An 18,896-nucleotide genomic window follows, 5' to 3' on the forward strand; every position below is an offset into this window, starting at 1 on the left:
TAGTGTCGTGTCAGTTTAGATATAATCGATAGAATTCCTCAATCTTCCCATTGAAATCTTCGCGCTTCTAACTTCCTTCTTCCATCTATATTAATTATATTTGCACTTTAGAATGATTCTTAATTAATATAATGAAAGCACTTCAAAACGAATTGAAATAGCGTTTTTTGAGCTTTCATTTTTTAGCATCTCAGAACACATGAAATTACACAAACAAGATATATATAAAGCGTTAGAAAGTATTACTGTTCCTGGTGAAGGTCAGAATATGGTAGAAAGCGGAGCGGTGAAAAACGTGGTTACTTTTGCTGACGAGGTTATTGTTGATATTACTATAAACAATCCGACACTTCAAGCTAAAAAGAAAACGGAAGTTGAAATCATGCGCGCCATTCATGAGAAGGTTTATGAAAAAGCCAAGATTACAGTTAATATTAAAGTGGATGCACCTGCAAAATCTTTAGCCAATAGCATCAAAGGGAAAGCCATTCCTGGCATTCAAAATATCGTGGCGGTTGCCTCTGGTAAAGGCGGTGTTGGGAAATCGACCGTAACTGCAAACTTGGCAGTGACTCTGTCTCAAATGGGGTTCAAAGTTGGTATTCTTGATGCCGATATATACGGGCCTTCGATTCCTATCATGTTTGATGTCGAAAAAGAGCGTCCTATGGCCGTCACTATTGAGGGGAAATCTAAAATGAAACCAGTTGAAAACTATGGGGTAAAGATTTTATCTATAGGGTTCTTTACACAACCTGACCAAGCGGTGGTTTGGCGTGGACCAATGGCTGCAAAAGCATTAAATCAAATGATATTTGATGCGCATTGGGGAGAATTGGACTTTATGTTGATCGATTTGCCACCAGGAACCGGAGATATTCACTTAAGTATCATGCAATCCTTGCCTATAACCGGAGCAGTCATTGTCAGTACACCTCAAAACGTCGCGCTAGCTGATGCTAAGAAGGGTGTTGCCATGTTTCAGCAGGAAAGCATTAATGTTCCTGTGTTAGGAATCATTGAAAATATGGCCTATTTTACCCCTGAAGAATTGCCAGAAAACAAATATTATATCTTTGGGAAAGAAGGTGCCAAACACTTGGCTGAAGACTTAAAAGTGCCCTTCTTAGGCGAAATTCCTTTGGTACAAAGTATTCGGGAGGCTGGGGATGTTGGTCGTCCTGCAGCCATGCAAACCGCGACACCGTTGCAAGCCGCTTTTGAAAAAATAACCCAAAATGTTGTGCAGGAAGTCGTGAGACGTAATGACGATTTGCCACCTACCGAAGCAATTAAAATTACTACAATGGCTGGTTGTTCAGCAGTAAAGAAATAAACGACAAAACTGAAATATAGTTTTGTTACTACCTTAAAATGATAAACATGACAACTGAAGAATTGAGATTAAATGTTGAAAAGGCACTTGATGAAATACGTCCTTTTCTTCAAAGTGATGGTGGCGATATTGCCTTGTTGTCCATTGAAAATGACAATCTGGTCAGAGTGCAGTTAGAAGGTGCTTGTGTAGGGTGTTCCGTCAACCAAATGACCTTAAAGTCGGGCGTTGAAATGACCATCAAAAAATACGCGCCACAAATTGAGCACGTCATCAATGTGGAAGCTTAATTTTTATCGTTTTATTGGATGAATTAAGGAGCTTCGCAGCAATCCGATTTAATACTCAATATGATTAATATCATATCATTTAAACCGCATTAATTGGATTTTTGTGTACTAAAATGAAGTTGAATTAAATGAGTTACCCATTTTTTGGGTCTATTATATGATTAAAACAGACATACTTATTATAGGTGCCGGACCAACAGGTTTGTTCGCTGTATTTGAAGCCGGATTATTAAAATTAAAATGCCATCTTATTGATGCCTTACCCCAAATTGGAGGGCAATGTTCAGAACTCTATCCTAAAAAACCAATTTACGATATTCCAGGGTTTCCTGAGATTTTGGCGGGGGACCTGACCAATAATCTCATGGAGCAATGTAAACAGTTTGAACCTGGATTTACCTTGGGAGAGCGTGCAGAAACAATTGAAAAACAAGACGACGGTAGTTTTATTGTGACGACGAACAAAGGCACCAAACACCAGGCGCCAGTAGTTGCAATTGCAGGTGGTTTAGGGAGTTTTGAACCGCGCAAGCCCTTAATTGACAACATTGGTTCTTTTGAGGACAAAGGTGTGGAGTATTTTATAAAGGATCCTGAAATGTATCGCGACAAACGTGTGGTGATTTCTGGTGGTGGCGATTCTGCTTTAGATTGGAGCATCTTTTTATCCAATATCGCTTCTGAGGTCACACTGATCCATCGTCGTAATGAATTTAGAGGGGCTTTAGATTCTGTGGACAAAGTTCAGGAACTTAAAAACCAAGGTAAAATAAATCTGATTACCCCAGCTGAAGTGATCAATATTGTAGGAGATCATAAAGTGGAAGCAGTGGTTGTGGCGCAATCTAAAAATATCGAAAAGGAATTTGAGGTGGCGTGTGATCACTTTATCCCATTGTTCGGATTGTCTCCTAAATTGGGACCTATTGGCAATTGGGGACTTGAAATAGAAAAGAATGCCATCGTGGTCAATAACGCTTTAGATTATCAAACAAATATTCCAGGGATCTTCGCCATTGGCGATGTGAACACTTATCCGGGGAAATTGAAATTGATTCTGTGCGGCTTTCATGAGGCAACCTTAATGTGCCAAGCGGCTTATCAGATTATCAATCCGGGTAAAAAATATGTGTTAAAATACACCACCGTTAGTGGAGTCAATGGATTTGATGGGACGCGTAAAGAAGCGCCAAAGCAAGTGGTTAAAGCAATCGATTAAAAATGGAACAAGATATTAGTATAAAAATCACGGATAGGGAGGGTGTTGTACATGCTATTGACGCACCTACCGATATGGCTATGAATCTCATGGAAGTGGTTAGAAGCTACGAACTCGCTCCTGAAGGCACTATCGGTGTTTGCGGCGGAATGGCCATGTGCGCTTCTTGCCAATGTTATGTGGTGAGTGATACCGTACTTCCAGAAATGCAAGATGATGAAGAAGCCATGCTGTCTGAAGCATTTTATGTAAAGGACAATTCTAGATTAGGCTGTCAAATTCAGATGACTCCTGAAATGCAGGGCTTAGAAGTGATATTGGCTCCTGAATCTTAGAGGAACTAGTTGAAGTTAGGACTTTCCTATTTTATATTGAAATAAAAAATGCTTCTCTGATGAGAAGCATTTTTAGTTTTATCCAAAGAGATTTTATTTAAATCAGCTAATTTCTAAGTTAACTACTTTTATTTAAAAGCGTTTAAGCCTGTAATATCCAATCCGGTAATTAATAAGTGGATGTCATGCGTACCTTCATAAGTAATCACACTTTCTAGATTCATAGAGTGGCGCATAATGCTGTATTCGCCAGTAATTCCCATCCCGCCTAACATCTGACGTGCATCACGTGCAATGGTGATCGCCATATCCACATTATTGCGTTTTGCCATGGAGATTTGGGCTGAGGTGGCAGTGCCGTTTTCTCTCATCACACCTAAGCGCCACGCTAATAATTGTGCTTTGGTGATTTCAGTAATCATTTCAGCCAATTTTTTTTGTTGCAATTGGAACTGGCCAATTGGTTTGCCAAATTGCATGCGTTCTTTACTGTATCTTAATGCTGTATCATAACAGTCCATCGCAGCGCCAATTGCTCCCCAAGCAATACCATAACGGGCAGAATCTAAGCAACCAAGTGGTGCGCCTAAGCCTGATTTGTTTGGCAATAAATTTTCTTTAGGAACTTTGACATTATCAAAAATGAGCTCGCCAGTTGACGAAGCTCTTAACGACCATTTGTTATGTGTTTCCGGAGTCGTAAAACCTTCCATACCGCGCTCTACAATTAAGCCGTGTATACGTCCTGATTCATCTTTAGCCCAAACTACAGCAACTTGACAAAACGGCGCATTGGAAATCCACATTTTTGCACCATTTAAAAGGTAATGGTCGCCCATGTCTTTAAAATTGGTAGTCATTCCCGCAGGGTTGCTGCCGTGGTCAGGCTCCGTTAGTCCAAAACTGCCCATCCATTCGCCACTAGCCAACTTTGGTAAGAATTTTTGACGTTGTGCTTCGTCACCGTATTTCCAAATTGGATACATCACTAAAGAAGATTGAACGGAGGCCGTGCTTCTTACGCCAGAATCGCCACGCTCAATTTCTTGCATGATCAATCCGTAAGAAATTTGGTCAAGTCCGGCACCACCATATTCTGCAGGAATATAAGGTCCGAAGGCCCCAATTTCAGCAAGTCCGTTGATGATTTGTTTTGGGAATTCTGCTTTTTGGGCATATTCCTCAATAATTGGCGATACTTCGCGTTTTACCCATTCTCTTGCGGCATCACGTACCAAACGATGTTCATCATTTAGTAACTCATCAATATTGTAATAATCTGGGGCTTGGAACAAATCTGGCTTCATGCTATTAAGTTTAATTTTAGTCAAACACAAAAGTAACGAAATCGTTATCAGTTGCCAATATTAAATTTACATTTTGAGATAGAAGTCCTCCGTTAGGGCAATATAATCTTCAGTGTACTGATGTCTGGCAGTTTCGATGATCAGTTCCTTAGGATGGACAGTCGATTCCTCGAACGAAAATTCGATTAAACTGCGTTTTATTTCGGAGTCCGGCGTCCCTTTCACTCTTAGAATTCGTTGCGGGTAGAGGTGTTCTTTAGAAGCCAGCACTATAAAATTTTTCTCTTCTGAAAATGGAATGATTACAGAAAATCGGCCTTGTTCAGAAAGTATTTTTGCCACACTTTCGATAAGCTGTCTAAAGGGCAGGGCATCAGCAAACCGAGCCATATCGCGTTGTTCATCATCGCTTTTGTAAGTATCGGTGTAAAATGGCGGATTGGATATAATCAAATCATAAGTGTCATCCATCCCAGACTCTTCATCCAATAAATCTTCTACAAATTCATCTAAAGCCGCATGGTAGCAAAACAAGCGGTCAGCCCAAGGCGACTGTTCAAAATTGTCTACACATTGCTCATAGGCTGCGTCATCAATTTCAATGGCATCAATGAGTTCAGCTGAGCTCCGCTGAGCCATCATTAACGCAAGAACGCCGGTGCCTGCGCCAATATCTAGTATAGAAAATGGATTCGCTTCCAGAGAAGTCCACGCGCCCAGTAACACCGCATCAGTACCAATCTTCATGGCACACCGGTTTTGATTAATTGTGAATTGTTTGAATTTGAAAGTCATTTCCATTGGTCTTTGTTCTTGGCTCTTGCAGTTCTATTGAAGATAAAGATCAATTAAACCTTCAGGCGTGTCTACCACAATTAATTTTTGTTCTTTATTCACCTTTTTGATAAAAGCATCGTTAAGCGGAATCAAGATTTCGATACCATCACAATCAATTTCAAATAGTGCTTGCGCCGTAGAATCATTCACAGATTTTACAATGCCCACCGTTCCAAAATTGACATCCTCAACGGTAAACCCTATAATTTCATGAAAATAAAATTTATTGCCTTCAAGTTTTGGAAGAAATTCTAGAGGCAGATAAATGTCAGATTTTAATAGCGCATCCGCATCCTGCTCCGTATCTACATCTTCAAATTTTATGCGGAGTAATTCTGATTTGTGCAACTGGGAAGATTCGATAAAAAAGGGTACCAAATTATTACGAAGCTCTACAAATACCGACTCCATATCTTCATAGATTTCCGGTTCATCCGTATCTAGTTTTATCAATAATTCTCCTTTAAAACTGTATTTTTTTACAATTTTACCAACGTAGAAACAGTCTTTTTTTAACATGGATCATTTATTTGTTAAGTCTTTCTTTTAATGCAAACAACAAAGTCCTTCTTATAAGAGAGACTGTGCAAAATTAATAATAAGTTCCCGCCAAAAGTCGGGATTTGTTTAATTACGCCTTCTTTTTTCTTCAAAAAAGAATGCTATTTCACAAAAAAACTCCGATAGGTCATATCGGAGTTTAAAAGTATAAAAAATAAATTCTTTATTCTTCTGTTTTTGTTTCAGCGTCATCAGCTGGAGCTTCTTCAGTAGTAGCTTCAACATCTGTTGCTTCTTCAGCAGGAGCATTTGCAGCCGCATCAGCAGCTTCCGCGTCAGCAACAAGCTTTGCAGCTTCAGCTTCACGCTTTGCATTTACTTCTTTTTCAGCCTCAAGAGCTTTAGCTTTAGCATCTGCTTGCACTTTTGCTAAACCGTCTTTCTTAGCGTTTACTTTGTTTGCTTTTTCATCTAACCAAGCTGCGAATTTCTCCTCTGCTTGCTCTTCAGTTAAAGCCCCTTTTCTGACACCACCTGCAAGATGATTTTTCAACATGGCACCCTTGTAAGACAAAATTGCTCTTGCCGTATCTGTAGGTTGTGCACCATTTTGAAGCCATTTCACAGCATCATCAACATTTAATTCAATGGTTGCTGGATTTGTGGTAGGATTGTAAGCACCGATTTTCTCTAAGTATTTACCATCTCTTTTTGATCGTGCATCAGCTGCAACAATCCAGAAATAAGGTTTCCCTTTCTTTCCGCGTCTTTGTAATCTAATTTTTACTGCCATAAATAATTAATTAGTGAGGTTCGCGACCTCTATTATTAATAAGAGCCTGCCCGACATAAACAATTTATGTCCTTCAGGCGGGCGCAAAGATACTATAAAATTTGTATTCTCGAATAGTTTATTGCAAATAATGAAGCCTTAATATGAGGTTTTCATCGTGGGTAGGTCTGGGTCCTTTATTCATACAGCGCGCTTTAAATTAATAGGTTAGCTGAGATGGGAGGTTGGCAATCCGTCTGTAATTGGTAATTCTAGAGGGGTTCATTGCGGAAGGTATAGTTGAAACATATGTTCTTTACCTAAATTGTGTAACTGTTTAACTTGAATTGTTGATGGTGTTAAGGCATCACATTTATTCAAACTGTTCATAACTTTCATTTCAAAAAGGCGTTAATTATATGTAATTTTAAAAACTTTTCATTCGAAAAAAATTATATTTTAAAATTTTGATATTCAGTTGTATCCGTTACAGTCCATGTAAATTTTTCAACTTGGCACTCCATACAATAAGGTTTAATTAGCCTTTACAGAAGCTACGTGTGCAAATATTATCAGATTGATTATAACTGTCAGATTTTACAGAAAGAAACGACCATACTATTTAATAATTCACAACTTACAGATTACACCGCATGTATTTAATTTTTGATACTGAAACCACAGGATTACCGAAACGTTGGGATGCACCCCTTAGTGATACTGACAATTGGCCAAGATGCATACAAATTGCTTGGCAATTGCATGATGACATGGGGAATTGTATAGAGCATCAAGATTATTTGGTAAAACCCGAAGGTTTTAATATTCCTTATGATGCGGAGAAAATCCATGGTATTTCCACTGAACTTGCACAGCAACAGGGGGTGTCGTTGGCGGAAGTCTTAGAGAAATTTAATGCCGCCTTGGCCAAAACCAAATTTGTGGTGGGTCAGAATGTTGGGTTTGACTTGAATATCATGGGCGCGGAATTTCACCGTGAAAATCTTGACAACATTTTGCAGGACCTTCCCGTTTTGGATACTTGTACAGAACATACCGCAAGTTTGTGTCAATTGCCAGGAGGGCGTTACGGTAAATTTAAATTGCCAACTTTAACGGAACTGCACCAATTTTTGTTCCATCAACCTTTTGCAGAAGCACATAATGCCACTGCCGATGTGGAAGCAACCACGCGTTGTTTCTTAGAATTGGTCAGACGTGAAGAATATACCGTTGAACAATTAGATGCACCGTCAGATTATTTCGAAAATTTCACTCGTGAAAATCCAGCAACCATTCAGCTAATTGGGTTAAAACATATCAATCTTAAGGCAGAAAGCGCTAAAATCAAAAAGCAGATTGAAGCCCTGCAAGAAGCAGATGAGCCGTCTAAAACGGAGATTGCTCAAAATATTAAAGAATTAAAAGAAGTTGAGTTCGCGCATTTGCACAACCATTCTCAATTTTCTGTGTTACAATCTACCATTAGTATTGCTGATTTAGTGGCAGCTGCGGCAAAGGAGAACATGCCGGCGGTAGCATTGACAGATCACGCCAATATGATGGGTGCTTTTCATTTTATGAAAGCGGTGAGTAACCATAATAGAGGGGTTGAAGTCCGGAATAAAACTGCTGAAGAACGGGGAGAAACGCCAAAAGAAAAAATTATTAAACCTGTTTTGGGCTGCGAGTTCTTTGTGTGTGAAGATCATAAGGATAAAAGCAGAAAAGACAACGGGTATCAAATTGTGTTACTCGCAAAAAATAAAAGAGGCTACCATAATTTAGCAAAACTGTCCTCTCATGCCTTTGTGGATGGATTTTACTATCTGCCACGTATCGATAGAAAGTTGATTCAACAGTACAAAGAAGATTTAATTGTACTCACGGGGAACCTTTACGGAGAGGTGCCGAGCAAGATTTTGAATGTTGGTGAGAATCAAGCAGAAGAAGCATTGCTTTGGTGGAAAGCCGAATTTGGCGACGATCTCTATATTGAGTTAATGCGCCATAACCAAGAGGATGAAAATCGGGTGAACCCGGTTTTAATCGATTTTGCCCGTAAACACGAGGTCAAGATGGTGGCTACCAACAATACCTATTATTGTAAGAAAGAAGACGCGAATGCGCACGATATTTTATTGTGTGTAAAAGACGGTGAAAAGCAAGCAACCCCAATAGGTCGTGGGCGTGGTTACCGTTACGGAATGCCTAATCAAGAGTACTATTTCAAGTCGTCTGAAGAGATGAAAAAACTCTTTAAGGACTTGCCGGATGCCATTTCTAATATTCAGGATGTGGTTGATAAGATTGAGCCTTTTGAATTGGCAAGAGATGTTTTATTACCTGCTTTTGATATTCCTGACGAATTTAAACATGAAGAAGATCTTCTTGATAAAGGGAAGCGCGGCGAAAACGCCTATTTGCGTCACCTGACCTATGAAGGCGCTAAAAAACGCTACCCAGAACTGACGGATGAGATTAAAGAACGTCTCGACTTCGAGTTAAGTGTAATTGAAAATACAGGCTATCCAGGATACTTCTTAATTGTTGAAGATTTTATACGGGAAGCCCGTAATATGGATGTGTCTGTAGGTCCCGGTCGTGGTTCAGCGGCGGGTTCCGTAGTAGCGTATTGTTTAAAGATTACCAATATTGATCCCCTAAAGTACAATTTGCTTTTTGAGCGTTTCCTTAATCCGGATCGTGTTAGTATGCCAGATATTGATATTGATTTTGATGATGAAGGCCGAAGTAGGGTTATGGACTACGTGATCAAAAAGTACGGCAGTAGCCAAGTAGCGCAAATTATCACCTATGGTACCATGGCGGCAAAGTCGTCTATTAGAGACACTGCTAGAGTTTTAGATTTGCCGCTTTTTGATGCGGATAGGATTGCAAAACTCATCCCAACCATGTCCAAGTTGGGCAAAATTTTCGGGTATGACGAAAAGCAGTTAAGTAAGGCATTTAGATCAGAAGATTTAGAAAAAGTAAACGAGCTCCTCAATATCGCTGAAGGTACTGGCTTAGAGTCGGAAACGGTTAATTTGGCGCGCATGCTGGAAGGTTCCGTACGTAATACGGGAATTCATGCCTGTGGAGTAATTATCACCCCAGATGATATTACAAAGTTTGTTCCGGTAGCAACGGCCAAAGATTCTGATTTATATGTGACCCAGTTCGATAACTCCGTGGTGGAGGATGCCGGCTTGCTGAAAATGGATTTCTTAGGTTTAAAAACATTGACCTTAATTAAGGATACGGTTAAAATCGTAAAGGCCAAGCACGATATTGTATTGGATCCGGATACCTTTCCTTTAGATGATGAACTCACTTACGAGCTTTTCCAGAAAGGGGAGACTGTAGGCGTTTTTCAGTACGAATCGCCGGGGATGCAAAAACACCTTAAGGAATTAAAACCAACAGTTTTTGAAGATTTAATTGCGATGAACGCGCTCTACCGTCCTGGACCGATGGAGTATATTCCGAGTTTTACAAGACGTAAACATGGCGACGAAGAGATTGAATATGACCTTCCTGCCATGGAAGAATATCTAAAGGAAACCTACGGAATTACGGTCTACCAAGAGCAAGTGATGTTGCTGTCCCAAAAATTAGCAGGGTTTACTAAGGGTGAGGCCGACGTTTTGCGTAAGGCCATGGGTAAAAAGCAAATTGCGGTTTTGGACAAGATGAAACCTCAATTTATTACCCAAGCAGCTGCAAAGGGACACGATGCCAAAAAATTAGAGAAAATTTGGAAAGACTGGGAAGCCTTTGCGAGTTATGCCTTTAATAAATCGCATTCCACCTGTTACGCATGGATTGCTTATCAAACGGCCTATTTAAAAGCGCATTACCCAGCAGAATATATGGCAGCGGTATTGAGTAATAATATGAACGACATCAAGCAGGTGACCTTTTTTATGGAGGAATGCAAGCGGATGAAGTTGAATGTATTGGGGCCAGATGTTAACGAGTCCTATTATAAGTTCTCAGTAAATAAAGATTATGCGGTCAGATTTGGAATGGGCGCCATTAAAGGTGTTGGCCAAGGCGCCGTGATGACCATAGTAGAAAATAGAAGAAAAGATGGGAATTATAAGTCGATTTTCGACTTTGCCAAACGTGTCGATTTGAGGGCTGCCAATAAAAAGGCTTTTGAAAACCTAGCTTTGGCGGGTGGGTTTGATTGCTTTACCGATACGCATAGAGCCCAGTATTTTCAGGATGAAGGGGATGGCATTACCTTTTTGGAAAAAGCGATTAAGTATGGCCATAAACATCAGGAAAATGAGAATTCTGCTCAAGTCAGTTTGTTTGGAGATGCAAGTGATGTTCAAATAGCCGAGCCTCTAGTGCCGCCCTGTGAAGAATGGGGCACCATGGAAAAATTAGCTCAAGAACGGGAAGTGGTCGGCATCTACATTTCCGGACATCCTTTGGACGATTTTAGGATTGAAATGAAAACTTTTTGCAACGCTGCTTTGGCCCATTTCACAAACTTGGAACCTTACGTGAACCGTGAAATGACCTTTGGCGGGGTGGTAACTAATGTGGAGCATCGGGTGAGCAAACAGGGTAAGGGCTGGGCGATGTTTACTATTGAAGATTATACAGACAGTTTTGAGTTCCGAATCTTTGGAGAAGAGTATTTGAGGTTTAGACATTTTCTGGTCAGAAGTTCGTTTGTGTACGTCAAAGTATATGTCAAGGAAGGGTGGACCAATAAGGATACCGGAAAGAAGAGTGAGCCGAGGTTGCAGTTTACCAGTTTCCAATTGCTCCACGACGTGATGGATACCTACGCTAAAAAATTATCCATTCAATTGGAAATAAAAGATTTGAAAGAAAGTAAAATTAAAGCACTCGATGACGTTTTGCGAATGCACGAAGGCAATCACGCGTTAAACTTTGTAGTTTACGACAATGAAGAAAAGATGAAATTGCATATGCCGAGTCGGAAACAGAAAGTAAAAATATCGCAAGAGTTATTGGACGAGTTGAATAATCAAAACGTATATTATAAACTGAATTAGGTAATTTAGTTAAACGTTACACAAGGGTTTGCAGTGGTATCCTATTTGGTGCACCCTTTGCAATTATAAGACCCGCTTTAATAGACGGGCAAGTAAGGCGGAAAGGCAAGTAAATGAACCCATTAGTTTATCATAAGCATCACACATCCAACGATAACCAAAACAAATGTTAAGCGTGTAAGGATTGCTGAAAATTTTGACTAATTTTGTATATTAAACTGAAGTAAAACAAATTAAAGCATAGAAAATATGGCATTAGAAATAACAGATGCAAACTTTGAAGAAATGGTTTTAAAAAGTGATAAACCAGTCATGGTAGATTTTTGGGCAGCTTGGTGCGGACCTTGCAGAATGGTTGGCCCGATCATTGACCAAATTAGTGAAGAGTATGAAGGTAAAGCTTTAGTTGGAAAAGTTGACGTAGATGCAAATCAAGAATTTGCTGCCAAGTATGGTGTGCGTAACATCCCAACAGTATTAGTATTCCAAAACGGAGAAGTTGTAGGAAGACAAGTAGGTGTAGCGCCAAAAAATGCTTACACTGATGCAATTGACGGACTTTTATAGATCGTTTTTTAACAGATTAAACATTTGTTGTAAAGGCCGGATTACTGAGGTAATAGTTTATACATGAATAGATTTCTGTTAGTCCGAATAGAATAATCAGATAAAATGATAAAAGGTTTGCTGTAATGGTAAACCTTTTTTTAATTTAGATAAAAAATTTAAACAATGAGCGATAAGAAGAAAATACAAGATGCTATTGACAGCAAATTGATAGAAGAACGTAAAGTGTTCCTCTGGGGACAAGTGGATGACAAATCAGCCAAACATGTTATTGACCGTTTGATGTATTTGGATGCCATCGATACTAAGGACATTCATTTATACATTAACAGTCCGGGAGGTTATGTCACTTCAGGATTTGCTATTTATGACTGTATGAAATCTTTAAAAAGTGAGGTGTCTACAATTTGCACTGGTTTTGCAGCTTCAATGGGATCCATTTTATTATCTGCAGGCGAAAAAGGAAAGCGTTTTATCCAACCTCACGCCCGTGTCATGATTCACCAGCCAAGTGGTGGTGCACGCGGACCGGCAAGTGATATTGAAATAACAGCTCAGGAAATTCTGAAAACGAAAGAATTAAGCGCGCGTTTATTAGCTGAAAACTGTGGGCAAACGGTGGAAAAAGTGATGAAAGACTTTAACCGCGACCATTGGATGGGTGCAGATGAATCTGTGGCTTATGGCATTGTCGACGAAATTTTGAAATAATATACATTGGAGTATTTATTCCGAAATGGACCATTTTAAATATATTTTGGGAATCTATAGGTGAAAATCAAAGATTCCTGATAAATTTTCAAATACCCTGCTCTTTGCAGGGTATTTAAAAACACTCGATTTGACATTTTTATCTTTCATTTGAAAATGCAGTAAAATAACTTCTGATTAATACCTAGCAGGTTGTTAACGCCACATCCATTCTTAATACTTAATACTAAAAGCAAAGCGGTCTAACATCTAATCCAATGAACTTACAGGCAGAACTCAATAAAACAGGAGGATTTAAAAACCTCGAACTCTTGGCCAAGCAGGTCGTGGAAGGTTTTATTGCGGGGATGCATAAGAGTCCGTTCCACGGCTTTTCGGCAGAATTTGCGGAACACAAAATCTATAATCAAGGCGAAAGTACCAAGCATATCGATTGGAAGCTCTATGCAAAAACGGATAGGCTTTATACCAAACGTTATGATGAGGAAACCAATTTGCGCTGCCATTTGATTATTGACAACAGCAGTTCTATGCATTATCCGGAAATGACCTCATTTTCGATCGCTAAGCTGAACAAAATTGCATTTGCAGTCCTAGCATCAGCAAGCCTAATGCACATCCTTAAAAAGCAGCGCGATGCGGTTGGGATGAGTATTTATAGTGATGCTTATGATTATTATGCACCAGAAAAGGGAAGTGAACGGCATCATCAGATGTTGTTGAGCGAATTAAGTAAAACCGTTGCTGAGAAACCACTACAAAAACAAACGGATACCTATACCTATTTACATCAGATTGCCGAAAAAATTCATAGAAGATCTTTGATATTCTTTTTTACGGATATGTTCCAAACAGGTACGGATGACAGCAAGCTTTTTGAAGCGCTACGGCATTTAAAGCATAAAAAACACGAAGTGGTGTTGTTTCATGTGTTTGATAAAGAAAAGGAAGTCACCTTCAGTTTTGATAATACGCCTAAAAAGTTTGTTGATGTGGAAACTGGAGCATTCATCAACATGTATCCTGAAACGATAAAAGAAGCTTACGAAGCGGCAGTAAGTTCTTATTTTGACACGCTACGTCTGAAATGTGGCCAATATCAAATAAAATATGTGGAGGCAGATATCAACAAAAATTTTGATAAGATCCTGACAACATACATGGTAGAGCGTGGGAAATTTAAGTGATGAAAAAATTATTTAAAAAATTGCATAAAACATTTGCGATATTGAAAATGCAGTGTATATTTGCACTCGCATTAACGCAACGGTCTGGTAGTTCAGTTGGTTAGAATGCCGCCCTGTCACGGCGGAGGTCGCGGGTTCGAGTCCCGTCCAGACCGCAATAATGCTAAGAAGCTCTAAAGAAATTTGGGGCTTTTTTTGGCGAGATTCCCATCGTCATGGGAACAATAAGAAGTTGTGTTGTTTTATCTAAATGAAAGTTTAGGTAAACGTAGTGATACCAGAGCAATTTGGTATTCCGATGAGAAGCTTTCCTTTTCTGTTTATAGCAGAATCGGGATGCTTTTTTGTTTTAGGGGTGGTTTTTGCTATTTTAGAAACTCTAAAAACGGATCAAGTCGAAAAGTTGTGGGATTTTAGGATTATGCATAAATTGTTGTTTGTCTACATAGAAAGAATTCTAAGTTCCTGACCCCTCTGATCCCGATAGCTCATGGGAGTGTCCTAAAAGCTTTTATTTTGGCATTAAACGATTCTGCAAAGGCATTGGTGCTTCTATTGTCAAAGTAGTTCAGTATGTTTTGATAATGGATTGAAATGGTTTCTTTTTTCCTTCCCTTTTTGAGACTATTTTAAATTTCTAAGTATTCGTTTCTCTAGTTTTCTTTCCTAAAATCCTTGCAATTTTAAACGCCCGTGCATTTTATCGAAAATATAGTATTTTTCTGTCATATATTTTTGTTAATAACTTTATAGCAATATATTTGCATTTCTGTAAGAGTTATCAATGAGCTTAAATACAGAGTTTTGATCCATTTTTCCTTGAGATTTTATTTTAAGATCTCAAATCTCCCTCAACAGTAGTGGTGTAACACCCCCAAATTAATAATCCATTCTTCCCTCGAATGGCATTTTTTATGCCCAATTATTAATATCAAAAACTGTAAATAACTCCTAAAATTAATTAAAATGAAAACTCTAAAAATCACTTTAGTACTCGCCTTATTTTTAACTGTTTCTAGCCAAACAGATAAGACACCTCAAAAAACTGACCTTCAGAAAGAAGTCAATACTCTAGATACCACAAAACCTTATTATGATTTGTTGGCGCACTCTAGAGATCAGTTTGTAGTTCCTACCAGAGGATAAACTTAATGATAATATTGAATAACAGCTCTTACTTTAAATGGTAAGAGCTTTTGTTGTTATAAACCTTGAATTTTCAATTAAATTGAGAAGAGATTCTATGGATTTAGAATATTTATTCTAAATTTAAAACCTAATCAACCTATCCCGTGTTTAGACTCCTAGCTCTTCTGCTACTATTTTATCTTCCATCTGTGTCTACTTATGCGCAAGACGTTCTAAAATCATCATCTTATAAACGTGTTTTAGAAGCTCGTAAGTTAGCTGAAAATAATTCGCTCTCTCTAGAAAATCGCCTTAAGTATGCTACTCTTGCGGCTGAGCTGTCAAAAAGATTGGAAGTGGATAGTCTTCTGGTAAATAGTAACAGAATTTTGTCTACGGCCTATTTGTATATGGGAGATTATGATGCATTCGCAAAAATCAATCATAATAATCTTACGATTTCCAAAAGAATTAAGGATACCTTGGTTATTGGTATCGCCAATCATAATCTTGGTTTCTATCATTCCACTAAAATGCAAAATGATAGTGCTTATTTTTACTATACCAATGCCATTGATACTTATGAGAAAATTGGTGAGGTTTCAAGAAAGATTGAGGCAATGGCTAACCTTTCCCTAATTCAATACATTGAGCGCGATTATTTTGGCAGTGAAGAATTATGTATTAGAGCGCTAAGGTCGTTAGATGACCTCCCAGGTGATGACACTAATTTTTCAATGCGTTGGATATTATATAATAGGTTAGGAAATATCTCCTTGGATTTAGGATATTATGATAAGTCTTTAGAATATCATGAAAAAGCGATCGCCGTAAGTAACAAAATGAAGGACGGAAGATCAAATTATTACAATTCAATCCACAATAAAGCTTTCGTACTGAGGAAATTGGGGAATACGTCAGAAGCATTAAAACTTTATAACCAAATTTTAGCCAATAAGGATTTATTTATTAATGACCCAAGTTTCTATCCATTGATTCTTGAAAATATTGCGTTTACAAAATTTGCTGCAAATGACAAGGATTACAAAGGCATAGAACAAATGTTTAAGCAAGCTTACCATTTGAGTGATAGTTTGGATGATGCCAGGACCAAATTGGCAGTAGCGATAGATTTTGCTAAATTCTATAAGGGGATGGAAAAAACGGAGCAGGCCTTACAATATGCGGAAGAGTCTTACGCAATAGCCAAAAGTATTTCCTCTAATGATATCTTATTGGAGTCTATGTTAATCCTTTCTGAACTAAAATCTGGAGAGGAAGCCAAGGCGTATTTGCATCAACATATTAGGTTGAGTGACAGCCTCTTAAATCATGAACGTGGCATCCGGAATAAATTTGCTCGGGTAAAATTTGAAACAGATCAAATAGAATTAGAAAATGAGCGGATGGCTACTGAAAAAATGTGGTGGATTATCAGCTCCATAGTGTTGCTTCTGACGTCCATAATGGTGTATATCATCATTACGCAACGGAACAAGAATAAGGAATTGAAATTCAGACAAGTGCAGCAACAAGTGAATGAAGAAATTTACAATCTCATGTTGTCCCAGCAGGACAAAGTTGATGGTGCGCGTGCGGAAGAAAAAAAGCGGATTTCCCAAGAGTTGCATGACGGGGTGTTGGGACGCTTGTTTGGCACCCGCTTAAGTTTAGATAGTTATAATTTTAACCAAGGGAAAGAAGCCGTGCAAGTCCGATCTAAGTACATTACTGAGCTCAAAACTATTGAAGATGACATCCGAAAAATATCACACGATTTAAATACGGATTTCGTATCTGGATCTGGTTTTATAGATATATTATCTGAACTGATTGACAACCAAACCCAAGCTTATCAAATGAACTGCGAATTTAATTTCACAGATGATATCAATTGGGAAGCTGTGTCCAATAAAACCAAAATCAATCTGTATAGAATGGTGCAGGAATCACTTCAGAATATTTATAAGCACGCCAAAGCAAAGCAGGTAAATATTAGTATGGCTCTTAAAAAAGCTGTAATTTGCGTATCCATTACTGATGACGGTATTGGCTTTGATGTACAAAAAAGCAAAAAAGGCATAGGCCTTAAGAACATTACTTCAAGAGTAAAAGAACTAAACGGAACAGTCCAATTTCAGTCAGAGATTCATAAAGGCACAACAACCCTAATAAAAATTCCCTATACAACTTAAAAAGCTATGCAACACATTCATATTTTAATGGTAGATGATCATCCTATTATTATTGAAGGTTACGAAAACACACTCATGGCCACCAAGCATGACGATCAAATTTTGCAAATAGAAACTGCAAACGATTGTGATACCGCCCAAGAACTGTTGCAACGCGCTTCTAATGAGAAACCTTATGATATTTGCTTTTTTGATATAAGTTTGCCCAGTTCAGCGGATGGGAAAATAACCTCTGGTGAAGATCTGGCCAAGTTGACCCGTGACCTGATGCCCAATGCCAAGGTGGTCATTTTGACCATGTTTAATGAATCGTATAGGGTGCACAACATCATAAAAGAAATCAACCCAGACGGCTTCTTGATTAAAAGCGATTTGACTTCAAGCGAATTGGCCGAGGCTTTTCAGCATATTTTAACTTCACCGCCCTATTATAGTAATACGGTGAGCAATTATCTTAAAAAATCCATTTCTACAGATATTTATGTAGATGATATCAACAGGAAAATTCTGCATTTGCTTTCCCAAGGTATTCGGACCATTACCTTGCGGGAACACATCAATTTATCGATGAGTGCCATTGAAAAACGCAAACGCCAACTCAAACTTTTGTTTTCTGTTGAAGATGGGAAAGATGAAACCTTGATTGAAGAAGCTAAAAAGATGGGCTTTCTGTAATATAGCGTGTTAAATGTCATCTTTTGTTGGGCTCAAGAAATTCGATTACCCCTCTGTGCGACTCAGTATTACGGTTTTGACGTATAAAGATTACGGATATCCCGTAACTTAAAGTCATTTCCTTTACTTAAATTTATCCAGTCAACAGCAATTAATTAATCCCTCTTAGTCCTTTTTTTGCCTTAATAGCATAAGACCCTCAACCTAATAACCGTCCACATTGGAGCGTTATTAGGTTTTCTTTTTTATATGAAAAATCCGTCTCTCATTTAAAATTTACAACTAAAAAATTAGTTAGAACTAATATTTTAGTTATATTAGCGTCAGGAAGTTAATGAGTTGCATAAATTCAACCCTTAATTTCTATATCTTTTAGTTCTAATTAAAACCCCTGCAATAAAGTTTGTCCACCGACAAGCGCAGTTATAAAAATGAAACAACTTACAAAAGCAGAAGAAGAGATTATGCATGTGCTCTGGCAATTAAAAAAAGCCAATGTAAAAGAGGTAATTGAGGAGTTGCCAGACCCAAAACCCGCCTATAACACCGTATCTACCATTGTGCGCATTTTAGAAAGTAAAAGTTTTGTAGATTATGAGAAGCAAGGCAAGGGGCATCTGTACTTCCCCATTGTTTCAAAAACGGAATATAGCAACCAGAGCATCACGATGTTGGTGGATAATTACTTTCAAGGATCGTTTAAAAGTATGGTGTCCTTTTTTGTGAAGAAGAATGACCTCAGCTTAAAGGAAATGGAATCCATCCTCAAGGAAATCAACTCTAAAGAAGATTAA

Annotated in this window: 17 protein-coding genes and 1 tRNA gene; 13 read left to right on the top strand and 5 right to left on the bottom strand. The window is 38.4% G+C overall.

The genetic code is table 11. The features are described 5' to 3' along the window. Positions 1–199 precede the first annotated feature (199 nt). The 4 genes from ES711_RS03605 to ES711_RS03620 all read left to right on the top strand — a co-directional run bounded on the left by ES711_RS03605 (position 200) and on the right by ES711_RS03620 (position 3,180). Complete coding sequence (locus ES711_RS03605; protein ID WP_146890135.1) at positions 200–1,336, top strand: Mrp/NBP35 family ATP-binding protein; 1,137 nt, start codon at positions 200–202, stop codon at positions 1,334–1,336. A gap of 47 nt (positions 1,337–1,383) precedes the next feature. Beyond that, positions 1,384–1,626, top strand: a complete 243-nt coding sequence (locus tag ES711_RS03610; RefSeq protein ID WP_146890138.1) for a NifU family protein — start codon at positions 1,384–1,386, stop codon at positions 1,624–1,626. A 157-nt stretch (positions 1,627–1,783) separates the two neighbouring features. Beyond that, positions 1,784–2,845 (top strand): NAD(P)/FAD-dependent oxidoreductase, encoded by a 1,062-nt coding sequence (locus ES711_RS03615; RefSeq protein WP_146890141.1) that lies wholly within the window; start codon positions 1,784–1,786, stop codon positions 2,843–2,845. A gap of 2 nt (positions 2,846–2,847) precedes the next feature. Further along, positions 2,848–3,180 carry a 2Fe-2S iron-sulfur cluster-binding protein gene (locus ES711_RS03620; protein WP_146890144.1) on the top strand — a complete coding sequence of 111 codons (333 nt, stop codon included), beginning with the start codon at positions 2,848–2,850 and terminating at the stop codon, positions 3,178–3,180. Between the two features lie 128 nt (positions 3,181–3,308). Here the strand turns inward: ES711_RS03620 and ES711_RS03625 are convergent, their stop codons facing one another. The 4 genes from ES711_RS03625 to ES711_RS03640 all read right to left on the bottom strand — a co-directional run bounded on the left by ES711_RS03625 (position 3,309) and on the right by ES711_RS03640 (position 6,618). Beyond that, positions 3,309–4,487 (bottom strand): acyl-CoA dehydrogenase family protein, encoded by a 1,179-nt coding sequence (locus tag ES711_RS03625; RefSeq protein ID WP_146890147.1) that lies wholly within the window; start codon positions 4,485–4,487, stop codon positions 3,309–3,311. Positions 4,488–4,553: 66 nt separating this feature from the next. Beyond that, on the bottom strand, positions 4,554–5,288 hold the full coding sequence (locus ES711_RS03630) for a tRNA1(Val) (adenine(37)-N6)-methyltransferase (protein ID WP_146890150.1): 735 nt from the start codon (positions 5,286–5,288) through the stop codon (positions 4,554–4,556). Positions 5,289–5,315: 27 nt separating this feature from the next. Beyond that, on the bottom strand, positions 5,316–5,843 hold the full coding sequence (gene rimM / locus ES711_RS03635) for a ribosome maturation factor RimM (protein WP_146890153.1): 528 nt from the start codon (positions 5,841–5,843) through the stop codon (positions 5,316–5,318). Between the two features lie 205 nt (positions 5,844–6,048). Next, on the bottom strand, positions 6,049–6,618 hold the full coding sequence (locus ES711_RS03640) for a 30S ribosomal protein S16 (protein ID WP_146890156.1): 570 nt from the start codon (positions 6,616–6,618) through the stop codon (positions 6,049–6,051). A gap of 632 nt (positions 6,619–7,250) precedes the next feature. Here ES711_RS03640 and dnaE point away from each other — a divergent pair. The 5 genes from dnaE (at position 7,251) to ES711_RS03665 (ending at position 14,259) form a co-directional block, all read left to right on the top strand. After that, the gene (gene dnaE, locus ES711_RS03645) at positions 7,251–11,639 is read left to right on the top strand and encodes a DNA polymerase III subunit alpha (protein ID WP_146890159.1); all 4,389 of its coding nucleotides are present in this window, start codon (positions 7,251–7,253) and stop codon (positions 11,637–11,639) included. A gap of 249 nt (positions 11,640–11,888) precedes the next feature. Beyond that, positions 11,889–12,206 carry a thioredoxin gene (trxA, locus tag ES711_RS03650; protein WP_146890162.1) on the top strand — a complete coding sequence of 106 codons (318 nt, stop codon included), beginning with the start codon at positions 11,889–11,891 and terminating at the stop codon, positions 12,204–12,206. 165 nt (positions 12,207–12,371) lie between these two features. Continuing rightward, positions 12,372–12,917, top strand: a complete 546-nt coding sequence (locus ES711_RS03655) for a ClpP family protease (protein WP_146890165.1) — start codon at positions 12,372–12,374, stop codon at positions 12,915–12,917. 257 nt (positions 12,918–13,174) lie between these two features. Beyond that, complete coding sequence (locus tag ES711_RS03660; protein WP_146890168.1) at positions 13,175–14,104, top strand: DUF58 domain-containing protein; 930 nt, start codon at positions 13,175–13,177, stop codon at positions 14,102–14,104. An 81-nt stretch (positions 14,105–14,185) separates the two neighbouring features. Then, a tRNA-Asp gene (locus ES711_RS03665) sits at positions 14,186–14,259 on the top strand. A 333-nt stretch (positions 14,260–14,592) separates the two neighbouring features. Here the strand turns inward: ES711_RS03665 and ES711_RS16545 are convergent. Beyond that, entirely contained in the window at positions 14,593–14,700 is a 108-nt protein-coding gene (locus ES711_RS16545; RefSeq protein ID WP_262713415.1) for a transposase, read from the bottom strand. A 370-nt stretch (positions 14,701–15,070) separates the two neighbouring features. On the opposite strand from ES711_RS16545, the gene ES711_RS03675 reads away from it, so the two are divergent. From ES711_RS03675 to ES711_RS03690, 4 genes are all read left to right on the top strand, one after another. Further along, the gene (locus ES711_RS03675; RefSeq protein ID WP_146890171.1) at positions 15,071–15,250 is read left to right on the top strand and encodes a hypothetical protein; all 180 of its coding nucleotides are present in this window, start codon (positions 15,071–15,073) and stop codon (positions 15,248–15,250) included. Between the two features lie 146 nt (positions 15,251–15,396). Continuing rightward, positions 15,397–17,427, top strand: a complete 2,031-nt coding sequence (locus ES711_RS03680; protein ID WP_146890174.1) for a tetratricopeptide repeat-containing sensor histidine kinase — start codon at positions 15,397–15,399, stop codon at positions 17,425–17,427. 6 nt (positions 17,428–17,433) lie between these two features. Continuing rightward, positions 17,434–18,102 (top strand): response regulator, encoded by a 669-nt coding sequence (locus ES711_RS03685; protein ID WP_146890177.1) that lies wholly within the window; start codon positions 17,434–17,436, stop codon positions 18,100–18,102. A 431-nt stretch (positions 18,103–18,533) separates the two neighbouring features. Next, the gene (locus tag ES711_RS03690; RefSeq protein ID WP_146890179.1) at positions 18,534–18,896 is read left to right on the top strand and encodes a BlaI/MecI/CopY family transcriptional regulator; all 363 of its coding nucleotides are present in this window, start codon (positions 18,534–18,536) and stop codon (positions 18,894–18,896) included.

The organism is Gelidibacter salicanalis (assembly GCF_007997285.1).
GTDB lineage: Bacteria > Bacteroidota > Bacteroidia > Flavobacteriales > Flavobacteriaceae > Gelidibacter > Gelidibacter salicanalis.

Excerpts from the sequence above, each read along its gene's own strand:
- ES711_RS03605 (WP_146890135.1), top strand. The coding sequence starts at position 200 with ATGAAATTACACAAACAAGATATATATAAAGCGTTAGAAAGTATTACT.
- ES711_RS03610 (WP_146890138.1), top strand. The coding sequence starts at position 1,384 with ATGACAACTGAAGAATTGAGATTAAATGTTGAAAAGGCACTTGATGAA.
- ES711_RS03615 (WP_146890141.1), top strand. The coding sequence starts at position 1,784 with ATGATTAAAACAGACATACTTATTATAGGTGCCGGACCAACAGGTTTG.
- ES711_RS03620 (WP_146890144.1), top strand. The coding sequence starts at position 2,848 with ATGGAACAAGATATTAGTATAAAAATCACGGATAGGGAGGGTGTTGTA.
- ES711_RS03625 (WP_146890147.1), bottom strand. The coding sequence starts at position 4,487 with ATGAAGCCAGATTTGTTCCAAGCCCCAGATTATTACAATATTGATGAG.
- ES711_RS03630 (WP_146890150.1), bottom strand. The coding sequence starts at position 5,288 with ATGGAAATGACTTTCAAATTCAAACAATTCACAATTAATCAAAACCGG.
- rimM (WP_146890153.1), bottom strand. The coding sequence starts at position 5,843 with ATGTTAAAAAAAGACTGTTTCTACGTTGGTAAAATTGTAAAAAAATAC.
- ES711_RS03640 (WP_146890156.1), bottom strand. The coding sequence starts at position 6,618 with ATGGCAGTAAAAATTAGATTACAAAGACGCGGAAAGAAAGGGAAACCT.
- dnaE (WP_146890159.1), top strand. The coding sequence starts at position 7,251 with ATGTATTTAATTTTTGATACTGAAACCACAGGATTACCGAAACGTTGG.
- trxA (WP_146890162.1), top strand. The coding sequence starts at position 11,889 with ATGGCATTAGAAATAACAGATGCAAACTTTGAAGAAATGGTTTTAAAA.
- ES711_RS03655 (WP_146890165.1), top strand. The coding sequence starts at position 12,372 with ATGAGCGATAAGAAGAAAATACAAGATGCTATTGACAGCAAATTGATA.
- ES711_RS03660 (WP_146890168.1), top strand. The coding sequence starts at position 13,175 with ATGAACTTACAGGCAGAACTCAATAAAACAGGAGGATTTAAAAACCTC.
- ES711_RS03675 (WP_146890171.1), top strand. The coding sequence starts at position 15,071 with ATGAAAACTCTAAAAATCACTTTAGTACTCGCCTTATTTTTAACTGTT.
- ES711_RS03685 (WP_146890177.1), top strand. The coding sequence starts at position 17,434 with ATGCAACACATTCATATTTTAATGGTAGATGATCATCCTATTATTATT.
- ES711_RS03690 (WP_146890179.1), top strand. The coding sequence starts at position 18,534 with ATGAAACAACTTACAAAAGCAGAAGAAGAGATTATGCATGTGCTCTGG.